Origin of the sequence: Phormidesmis priestleyi BC1401 (genome assembly GCF_001650195.1) — a bacterium.
Lineage (GTDB): Bacteria > Cyanobacteriota > Cyanobacteriia > Leptolyngbyales > Leptolyngbyaceae > Phormidesmis_A > Phormidesmis_A priestleyi_B.
Window position 1 is genome coordinate 1 of record NZ_LXYR01000102.1, and the last position, 8,804, is coordinate 8,804.

The 8,804-nt window shown below is 48.5% G+C and carries 11 protein-coding genes; 9 read left to right on the forward strand and 2 right to left on the reverse strand.

The window, feature by feature from the left end:
• The first annotated feature begins 451 nt into the window (after window positions 1-451).
• From A8707_RS24945 to A8707_RS24960, 4 genes are all read left to right on the forward strand, one after another.
• Window positions 452-1,558 carry a thiamine phosphate synthase gene (locus A8707_RS24945; RefSeq protein WP_068820014.1) on the forward strand — a complete coding sequence of 369 codons (1,107 nt, stop codon included), beginning with the start codon at window positions 452-454 and terminating at the stop codon, window positions 1,556-1,558.
• 9 nt (window positions 1,559-1,567) lie between these two features.
• A complete protein-coding gene (gene thiS / locus A8707_RS24950) occupies window positions 1,568-1,801 on the forward strand; it encodes a sulfur carrier protein ThiS (RefSeq protein ID WP_068820016.1) in 234 nt (77 codons plus the stop codon).
• A 198-nt stretch (window positions 1,802-1,999) separates the two neighbouring features.
• Window positions 2,000-2,941 (forward strand): DUF1517 domain-containing protein, encoded by a 942-nt coding sequence (locus tag A8707_RS24955; RefSeq protein WP_231948463.1) that lies wholly within the window; start codon window positions 2,000-2,002, stop codon window positions 2,939-2,941.
• An 87-nt stretch (window positions 2,942-3,028) separates the two neighbouring features.
• The gene (locus A8707_RS24960) at window positions 3,029-3,472 is read left to right on the forward strand and encodes a tetratricopeptide repeat protein (RefSeq protein WP_068820020.1); all 444 of its coding nucleotides are present in this window, start codon (window positions 3,029-3,031) and stop codon (window positions 3,470-3,472) included.
• 19 nt (window positions 3,473-3,491) lie between these two features.
• Here A8707_RS24960 and A8707_RS24965 read toward each other — a convergent pair whose 3' ends face one another.
• Window positions 3,492-3,968 (reverse strand): hypothetical protein, encoded by a 477-nt coding sequence (locus A8707_RS24965; protein WP_068820022.1) that lies wholly within the window; start codon window positions 3,966-3,968, stop codon window positions 3,492-3,494.
• 347 nt (window positions 3,969-4,315) lie between these two features.
• Here A8707_RS24965 and A8707_RS28675 point away from each other — a divergent pair, with 347 nt between their 5' ends.
• Window positions 4,316-4,483, forward strand: coding sequence for a hypothetical protein (locus tag A8707_RS28675; RefSeq protein ID WP_156518869.1), 168 nt, complete (start codon window positions 4,316-4,318; stop codon window positions 4,481-4,483).
• 24 nt (window positions 4,484-4,507) lie between these two features.
• Here A8707_RS28675 and ald read toward each other — a convergent pair whose 3' ends face one another.
• A complete protein-coding gene (ald, locus tag A8707_RS24970) occupies window positions 4,508-5,596 on the reverse strand; it encodes an alanine dehydrogenase (protein ID WP_068820024.1) in 1,089 nt (362 codons plus the stop codon).
• 248 nt (window positions 5,597-5,844) lie between these two features.
• On the opposite strand from ald, the gene A8707_RS27275 reads away from it, so the two are divergent.
• The 4 genes from A8707_RS27275 to A8707_RS24985 all read left to right on the forward strand — a co-directional run bounded on the left by A8707_RS27275 (window position 5,845) and on the right by A8707_RS24985 (window position 8,670).
• Window positions 5,845-6,015, forward strand: coding sequence for a chlorophyll a/b-binding protein (locus tag A8707_RS27275; RefSeq protein ID WP_074382583.1), 171 nt, complete (start codon window positions 5,845-5,847; stop codon window positions 6,013-6,015).
• 227 nt (window positions 6,016-6,242) lie between these two features.
• Entirely contained in the window at window positions 6,243-6,539 is a 297-nt protein-coding gene (locus A8707_RS24975) for a hypothetical protein (RefSeq protein ID WP_068820026.1), read from the forward strand.
• A 21-nt stretch (window positions 6,540-6,560) separates the two neighbouring features.
• Window positions 6,561-7,013, forward strand: a complete 453-nt coding sequence (locus A8707_RS24980; RefSeq protein WP_068820028.1) for a heavy metal-responsive transcriptional regulator — start codon at window positions 6,561-6,563, stop codon at window positions 7,011-7,013.
• Window positions 7,014-7,050: 37 nt separating this feature from the next.
• Window positions 7,051-8,670, forward strand: coding sequence for an NAD(P)/FAD-dependent oxidoreductase (locus tag A8707_RS24985; RefSeq protein ID WP_068820030.1), 1,620 nt, complete (start codon window positions 7,051-7,053; stop codon window positions 8,668-8,670).
• Window positions 8,671-8,804: the final 134 nt, after the last annotated feature.

Genomic DNA, 8,804 nt, shown 5'->3' on the forward strand with positions numbered 1-8,804 from the left:
CATCCCCCAACCCCTTCTCCCAAGCTTGGGAGAAGGGGAGCCAGATTTCAAAGTCCCTCTCCCACGATTGGGAGAGGGATTTAGGGTGAGGGCAGGAACTTTTTCAAGAGGTCTGATGAACAGTGAACGATCGATTCTAGCGGGAAACCAACTCACAGCTTTTTCCTACACACGGCTTTAGGATGACAAAACAGGGGTTAACGAGAGGCGGCTCAGAGCAACCGCTTTTGCACGAGAGACGAAGCCAGAAAACAATCCTTCAATTTTGTCTACAGATTCCCTGAATAGAACAAACTTTACAAAGCTTAATGAATTAGAACAGGGTTCAGAAATTGAGGATCAGATGGATTTACTTGCTTCGACTCAACCGCAAAACTACTGAATTAGAACAACCTATCCTGATTCCAGTTCCCTCTGCCTGTTACGATGAAAAATTCATGGGTTTGTTCCAATGGGCAACACAGACAGCCGCAGCCAATTTGCACAACCTGCACTTTATCGAATTCTTGATGCCAACCTCGATCGCACTCGCGAAGGGTTACGCGTCGTTGAAGAATGGTGTCGTTTTGGTCTCAACGATGCTCAACTGACTCAGCAGTGTAAACATCTGCGGCAAGAACTCGCCCTGTGGCATACTCCTGAACTTCGCGCCGCCAGAAATACGCCTGACGATCCGGGCACGGAGTTGACCCACTCCCAAGAAGAAAAGCGCGACAGCATCGAGCACGTTTTGCAGGTCAACTTTTGCCGAATCCAAGAAGCCCTGAGAGTCTTGGAAGAATATGGCAAAGTCTATAGCACTGAGATGGCAGCAACTGTTAAGCAGATGCGCTATCAGGTCTACACGCTAGAAAGCAGCCTGATGATTTATCAGCGTCACCAAAAATTAAAACAAGCGTCTCTCTATTTAGTTACGTCTCCGTCTGACAATTTGTTTGCTACGATCGAGGCAGCTCTGCAAGGCGGGTTAGCGATCGTGCAATATCGCGATAAAGAAACCGACGACCAGACGCGTCTTAGCAATGCTCACAAACTCCAGCAACTCTGTCACGAATATGGAGCGCTGTTTATCGTCAACGATCGGGTTGATTTAGCGCTCGCCGTTAATGCCGATGGCGTTCACCTGGGGCAGCAAGATATGCCCCTTGAGTTAGCCCGTCAGCTTCTCGGACATCAGCGTTTGATTGGACGCTCTACGACCAACCCCGATGAGCTAGATCGCGCCATTCGAGAAGGGGCAGATTATGTCGGCGTAGGTCCCGTTTATGCAACGCCGACCAAAGCCGGAAAAGCGGCGGCTGGAATCGAATATGTGCAATATGCTGCCAATCACTGTCCGCTGCCGTGGTTTGCGATCGGAGGCATTGACATCCACAATGTTCATGAGGTTATCTCAGCAGGCGCACAGCGCATCGCAGTGGTTCGTGCCATCATGCAAGCCGAGCAGCCCATCCTCGCGACGCAATATTTTTCAGCTCAGATGAATCAAAGACAGATCTTAAAAGGCAACCGAAAGGCAATCTCAAACCAACATCAGACACCTGACCTGTGGGAGTGAGTTACAAGAATGGATGAGATTATAAGCTCTGAGTCTAATCACATCACGCTTCAGGTTAACGGAGAATTGCATACCTGTAGTCCTAAAGTACTGCTGCCAAACCTGCTAGACCAGTTGGGGCTAAACCCTCGGTTGATTGCAGTGGAATATAACGGTGAGATTTTGCACCGTCAGTTTTGGGCAGACACTGAGATGAAAGCCGACGATCGCTTAGAAATCGTGACGATCGTGGGCGGTGGCTAACAAGTTCGGTTATCTCTCCTCAAACTTGCCCTATGGCGCATTTCCAACCCTTGAGGAAGGCGATAAAGTAGAGAGGTAGGAAAATCTTAAGGTTTGTGAAGAAATGTTAAGAATCCTGCATTTGCTCAACTCAGCCCATCTGTGCTGAGATAAGCCTAGATAGGTTGTAGAGTTATGAACCCCAAAAAATCTTCCTTGATGAAATCTTTTTTGAAATCCCTTGTCGCGATCGGGCTTGTGCTGGCGTTGGCAATGGGTCACGCGGATAGTGCCTTAGCTGCTCGCAGCGGTGGTCGCATTGGCGGCGGATCGTTTAGAGCGCCCAGCCGCACCTATGCTCCTCCTAGCCGCGGTGTTCCGGGTGGATACGGCGGCGGGTATGGCGGCGGATACTATCCGGGTGGTGGTTTCGGCTTTCCCTTCATTCTTCCGTTTGTGGGCGGCGGTGGCGGTGGGCTGTTTAGCGTGCTGATCTTTTTGTCGATCGCAGGCTTTCTAGTTCAGAGTTTCCGACGCGCTTCTGATGGTGGTGAGGTAGGTTCTAGCAATCCTTCGGTGTCGATCGCTAAAGTTCAGGTCGGTCTACTTGCTGAAGCCCGCAACTTGCAGTCTGACCTCGATCGTATTGCCGAAAAAGCGAATACCAACACCAACGAAGGTTTGGCTCAAGTGCTGCAAGAAACCACGTTGGCGATGCTGCGTCACCCCGAATATTGGGTCTATGGAGCCGACGAATCTCAACAAGCTCGTTTAGAAGCTGCCGAAGCTCAATTTAATCGCTTGGCACTTTCTGAGCGCAGCAAGTTCACAGCCGAAACTCTGTCAAACGTCAACAGTCAGCTTAAGCAAGGCTCTACAGACAGTAGCGCTCTAGCCGTAGCAGAAAAGGGCGGAGCACTCGCAGAGTCTCAAGATCCAGGTGAATACATCGTAGTAACGCTGATTGCTGCTACTCAAGGAAAGTTAGAGCTGCCTCCTATTAACGGTTCTGAAGACCTAAGGAAGGCGTTAAGTCTGTTAGGCGGAATCTCTAGCGATCGTCTCTTAGCGATAGAGATTTTATGGAGTCCTCAAGCCGAGGGCGATGTTTTGACTCGTGACGATATCATCGCTAACTATCCTAATCTCAAGCTGGTGTAGTTTCAGCCTGAGCGAATCACATTGGGATGGGCTGAATCTAGACTAGACTGTCTATGTTCAGCCCAATTTTTTGCGACAAATCCATTAATGGACACGGCAAACTTTTTCATCGTATTGATTGCGATTACGCTCGTCGCCAGTGTCGGAATCGGCTCAATGGTGTGGGCTTATATCGGGGCAGGAAGTCGTGCAGTTCTCTTTAATGAGCCGATTTCTAAATTGGCTATAGACGAAAAAAACGAGGCTATCCAGCCTTTTCAGCAGGGAGTCACTGCATTTAAAGCAGGGCGTTACCCAGTCGCGATCGAGCACTTCACCCAAGCCATTCAACTCACCCCAAATTTCGCCGAGGCATATCACGATCGAGGGTTAGCCTTTGCCAATTTGCGCCGCGATGATGATGCAACTTTTAATCTAGTTAAAGCTAGTGAACTCTATCTAGAGTGCGGAGATCGAGACTCGCTCTCGATCGTCAAACAAAACTTGGAAGCTTTGAAAGCTAGGAAGCGATCGCGAGAGAAATCAAGTTAAGGTTGTGAGATCTAATTCTTTACCAATTGTCATCGCCGCCGAAAAAAAACTGACCCTCGTCGTTGAAATAAGGCGACTTCCACACGGTCAATTCTTTATCAGCACAGGTATCAGCACCTTCATCGACCCCATAAGGATGCATTCCACAAACCAATAAGTTACCGCTATACATCTGTCCATGATAGTGGCGACACCCTGCACACACAGGATGCTGACTTAGAAAAGGTTCAACAGTTTGAATCATCGGCTGAGCTACCGTTCCGACCATTCCCTCAAACCCAAAATAAGCTTCTAAAACTGGGTTGACTAACTCAGTTACGTATAAGTCAATTTCATCGGAGAGGATACCTTGCATCTGCATTGAAATTTCTTCTGAAACTTCTACCAAGGTATTCACAACTTCAGTGACTTCCTTAGAGATTCCTAAAAAGAAATCTTCCATTTGTTCAGCCGCAGTTTCTAGTAGTTCAGAAAAATCTTTTTGCCACTCTTCCATGATCTTCTTAGCCGGGTTGCTTTTTTAGATGAGTCGAGTCTCTACCTAAGGTTCCTCGTTCTAACGATGAGTAGATTGCATTCAGGTTCTACTCTCACTAGAGTCTATCTAAAGTATTAGTTCCGTCATCATAGCTCGAATTCCTGCGCTTAAACCTAGTAGGAGTTAGTTCGATCGTCCTCTCAATCTCCCTTCAGCAGCCGAGAAAGCCTCAAGGAATCACTCTAGAAAGTTCACACATAGAAACATTTCGTCAACCTTCTTAAAGAACTTAGATAATGCCAACGCTAGAGGCAAGTCAGCATCTGAGTTGGATAGGCTAAGGCTAGAAACTACAGGAAAAACTGATGAACAATCTAACTCTTACGATCGTGCTGTTAGGGCTGCTCCTGATGCTGCTGTTAGCGCCCTTCTCGGCTTTGGCTTTATTGATGATCGTCGTTTTAGTGTCCACGATCGGCTGGACGGTTTGGCAACTGTTAGTCACTTTAGTCAAAGGCGATAGCGAAGCCTGACTCTAGTTAAAAGATTTTCTGTTGTTAAGCCATAAGATCAGGAAAAACTGCTTGTACGGCAGAGTGAATCAGATGATGATTTTGTACATTGAGACCTTTTGCTAAGGCAGCATTTTTGCTTAACGCATCCAACCCCATATTAGCCAACTGCAACACATAGGGAAGGGTGCTGTTGTTTAGCGCCTGAGTCGCAGTCCAAGGAACGGCTCCGGGCATATTGGGTACGCCGTAGTGAACGACTCCTTCCTCAAGGTAGGTTGGCTGTGTGTGTGAAGTCGGTCTAACAGTCTCAATGCAGCCACCCTGGTCTACCGCCACATCGACAATCACCGAGCCGGGACGCACTTTGCCCACCAGCGATCGAGAAACCAGCATCGGTGCCCTTCTTCCTAAGACTAAAACGGCTCCGATCAGCAGGTCAGCATCAGGAACCACCGCTTCAAGTTGGCTAGAACTGCTGTAAAGTAGTTCAACTCTGGAGCCAAACAGGGTTTCTAGATAAGAAAGACGATCGACGCTCACATCCAAAATCGTCACTTGAGCGCCCATTCCAATCGCCATTCGTGCCGCTTCAGTTCCGACTACGCCACCCCCCAAGATTACGACTCGTCCGGGCTTTACTCCAGGTACACCGCCCAGAAGTACGCCGCGTCCTCCCTGCTGCCGTTCTAAAAATCGTGACCCAAACTGCACCGATAGCCGTCCCGCAATGATACTCATCGGCGTGAGCAAAGGCAGGCGATGATCGGGAAGTTCTACCGTTTCATAAGCGATCGCGCTCACACCAGAATTGAGCAGATGCTCAGTCAGAAGGCGGTTTGCAGCCAGATGAAGATAGGTGAAGAGAATCTGTTCTTTCTGCAAATATTGATACTCAGTATTGAGCGGTTCTTTAACTTTGACTATTAGCTCTCGATTCCAGATATCTGAAGGACCCTCGACCACTTGTGCACCTGCTTGCACATAATCGGCATCGACAAAGCCTGATCCGACTCCAGCTTCTGCCTCTACAAAAACTGCATGACCGTTCTCTGTCAGCACCCGCACACTGCTAGGACTTAACCCCACTCGAGATTCCTGATCCTTCGTTTCCTTTGGAACTCCGACTTCCATCTTCACCTCGTTTCGCTGGGCTTTTCTCTAGCTTAAACCTGCTCACCATCAATAACTGTGATCCGAATAGCTGAATTTCTGTATTAAATGTCTCAAATCTGTCTACAATGGGGGGTGAAGGTAAAGAAATGTAAAGCGTATTGATCGTGACGTGGATTTCTATGAATCTGCTTGATCGAGGTTCAACATTCTCTACTCATTCAAAAAATTCAGTTGTCAATTTATCAAAGGCGCGAGGTTAACAAGCAATGACTTCTAGTCAACCGACAATGGCTCCCAAACTCAGTCAACCCAAGTTTGGTTTTAATGATTATGCAGAGCGTCTTAACGGTCGAGCCGCCATGCTTGGCTTCGTCGCAGCATTGATTGTTGAGTATGTTACAGGTCAGGGCGTGATGTCTTGGTTGGGCTTGATGTAACCTGAACCGCAGGATTGAAACTTAATCGATGTTAGGGCAGATAGAAGTCTGCCCTTTGTTTTAGGAAGGTCTGTCTGAATAAACGGTCTGTTGCCTGTGATTTTGCTTATAATCATCGCAAGTATCCACAGCGGAGTTTAGGATAGAAAACTACAGAATCCGAAGCACTCATCACTGATAAGCTGAAAGCTTTAAAATTAAGAAGTATCTGCAACAGAGCTAATTTTATGAACCTTGTTTGGTCGCGGATGTTTAGAACCGTCTATCGGAAGGAACCGATTACCGGGTTTGTACTGATTGCGGGTGCTGTAGATGTGGCGATCGGAGGCATTGATGGCAGCACCTCGCTCGTAGTGTTTGGCTTGAGTTCGGTCGGAGTCGCGATCGCCCTGCGGCTGTGGCAATCTCAAAAACGCACCCCTGACGTACAGGAACGGGTAGCAATTCATGCTCTTCCGCCCTCATCGTCTCGCCCTTCGCTACCGATGCTCTCAATGGCTAAAAAGAATCCGCCACAAAATTAAAAGGTTCGATCCCTTCAAGTTATGCACGGTTTGACGACCTATCATCTCTTCAAAATCGGTGAAGTTGCCGACCATAGTAGTCTGCCAGTCAAAACCATCCGCTACTACGATGAGATTGACTTATTGATTCCGACAGTCGAGCGCTCTGAGTTAGGCTATCGCCTCTTTCGACTCCAAGTCTTCGATCGGCTCTCATTGATCAAACGAGCACAGTCATTAGGAATGAGTCTGCAAGAAGTGAAGGAGATCTTGACGGTGCACGATCGAGGTCAGTTGCCCTGTAGAGAAGTCAAGCACTATCTTCAAGAAAAAGTTGAAGCGATCAGTCAGCAAATCGAGGCACTACAGAGCCAGCGAGAAGAATTGCAAAGATTGCTTGCACACTGGCAAGATCGCCCACCTGACGACGTGCTAGCTCAAAATATTTGTCCCAACATAAAAGTGACTGACGGTTCAGAAGCTGTAGGAATGTAAGCGATCGCTCCCGATAAGGTTGTCCAAAATATTCAGTATGCTACGACTCACAGAAATAAAGCTGCCGCTTGATCATGCTCAAGATGCAATCAAGACCGCTATTTTTAAGAAGCTTCAAATCTCTCCGAACGATCTAATCAGCTACTCAATCTTTAAGCGCAGCTACGACGCTCGTAAGAAAGAAGAAATTATCCTGGTCTACATTCTAGACATCGAAACTACTCAAGAGAAAAAGCTCCTTCAGCGCTTTAAAAAAGACCCTCATGTGACGGTTGCACCCAGCATGAGCTACCGCCAAGTGGCACAAGCTCCGGTTCATTTGGCGATGCGACCGATCGTCATCGGCACTGGACCCTGTGGTATGTTTGCGGCTCTGATGCTGGCACAAATGGGGTTTCGTCCGATCGTGCTAGAACGCGGAAAAGCCGTCAAAGAGCGCACGGCTGACACCTTTGGGTTTTGGCGAAAAAAAGGAGACTTGAACCCAGAATCTAACGCCCAGTTTGGCGAGGGCGGTGCAGGCACTTTTTCTGACGGCAAACTCTACAGCCAGGTTAGAGATTCTCAGCACCACGGGCGCAAAGTGCTAACTGAACTCGTCAATGCGGGAGCTTCACCCGAAATTCTCTATGTCAACAAGCCCCACATCGGCACCTTCAAGCTAGTAGGAATTGTTGAAAAGATGCGCGCCACGATCGAATCGTTGGGCGGTGAAATTCGCTTTCAAAATCGAGTCGAAGACATCCACATCGAACAGGGACAGGTGCGTGGAGTCACTCTCGCTAGCGGAGAATATATCCGCAGCGATCATGTCATTCTTGCGGTAGGTCACAGCGCCAGAGATACCTTTCAGATGCTCTTTGACAGAGGCGTTTATGTCGAGGCTAAACCGTTCTCGATCGGATTCCGGGTTGAGCATCCACAATCGCTCATCGATCACTCTCGATTTGGTGAACAAGCGGGTCATCGGCTCTTAGGCGCTGCTGACTATAAGCTCGTTCACCACTGCTCAAATGGTCGATCGGTCTATAGCTTCTGCATGTGTCCGGGTGGTCTAGTGGTGGCGGCAGCTTCAGAGCCGGGGCGACTCGTCACCAATGGAATGAGCCAATATTCCCGCAACGAGCGCAACGCCAATAGCGCGATCGTGGTGGGCATCACACCCAATGATTACCCAGGTCACCCTCTGGCAGGCATTGACTTTCAACGTCGTCTAGAAGAACGAGCATTTGAGCTAGGTGGAGGTAACTACAATGCACCGGGGCAACTCGTGGGTGATTTTATCGCCGATCGTCCCTCTAAAGAATTGGGTGCCATTCGACCGTCTTATACCCCAGGAGTGCGTTTAGGGGATTTAAGCTTGAGCCTACCTGACTATGCGATCGTGGCAATTCGCGAAGCCCTTTCTGCCTTCGGCAAGCAAATTAAAGGATTCGCCATGCACGATGCCGTTTTGACTGGGGTAGAAACCCGCACATCTTCACCCATTCGGATCAAACGCCGCGAAGACGGTCAGAGTCTAAACACAGAAGGTCTTTATCCTGCTGGCGAAGGCGCTGGCTACGCAGGTGGAATTCTCTCGGCGGGCATTGATGGCATCAAAGCCGCAGAGGCAGTTGCCGTGAACATTCTACGAACTGAGAAGCGAGGTATTTGATCCTACAGCCTTGTAGAAGGTTAGTCGTATTGGTCAAACACCTACAAAAAGCCCTCCACAGACGTGAAGGGCTTTTTGGATTCAGACTATTTCATCCTTCTGCAATGCCATCGAACAGGAATTAACCGTTGATG

Bases quoted from the DNA above. Each gene is read 5' to 3' on its own strand.
- A8707_RS24945 (WP_068820014.1), top strand. From the start codon at position 452: ATGGGCAACACAGACAGCCGCAGCCAATTTGCACAACCTGCACTTTAT.
- thiS (WP_068820016.1), top strand. From the start codon at position 1,568: ATGGATGAGATTATAAGCTCTGAGTCTAATCACATCACGCTTCAGGTT.
- A8707_RS24955 (WP_231948463.1), top strand. From the start codon at position 2,000: ATGAAATCTTTTTTGAAATCCCTTGTCGCGATCGGGCTTGTGCTGGCG.
- A8707_RS24960 (WP_068820020.1), top strand. From the start codon at position 3,029: ATGGACACGGCAAACTTTTTCATCGTATTGATTGCGATTACGCTCGTC.
- A8707_RS24965 (WP_068820022.1), bottom strand. From the start codon at position 3,968: ATGGAAGAGTGGCAAAAAGATTTTTCTGAACTACTAGAAACTGCGGCT.
- A8707_RS28675 (WP_156518869.1), top strand. From the start codon at position 4,316: ATGAACAATCTAACTCTTACGATCGTGCTGTTAGGGCTGCTCCTGATG.
- ald (WP_068820024.1), bottom strand. From the start codon at position 5,596: ATGGAAGTCGGAGTTCCAAAGGAAACGAAGGATCAGGAATCTCGAGTG.
- A8707_RS27275 (WP_074382583.1), top strand. From the start codon at position 5,845: ATGACTTCTAGTCAACCGACAATGGCTCCCAAACTCAGTCAACCCAAG.
- A8707_RS24975 (WP_068820026.1), top strand. From the start codon at position 6,243: ATGAACCTTGTTTGGTCGCGGATGTTTAGAACCGTCTATCGGAAGGAA.
- A8707_RS24980 (WP_068820028.1), top strand. From the start codon at position 6,561: ATGCACGGTTTGACGACCTATCATCTCTTCAAAATCGGTGAAGTTGCC.
- A8707_RS24985 (WP_068820030.1), top strand. From the start codon at position 7,051: ATGCTACGACTCACAGAAATAAAGCTGCCGCTTGATCATGCTCAAGAT.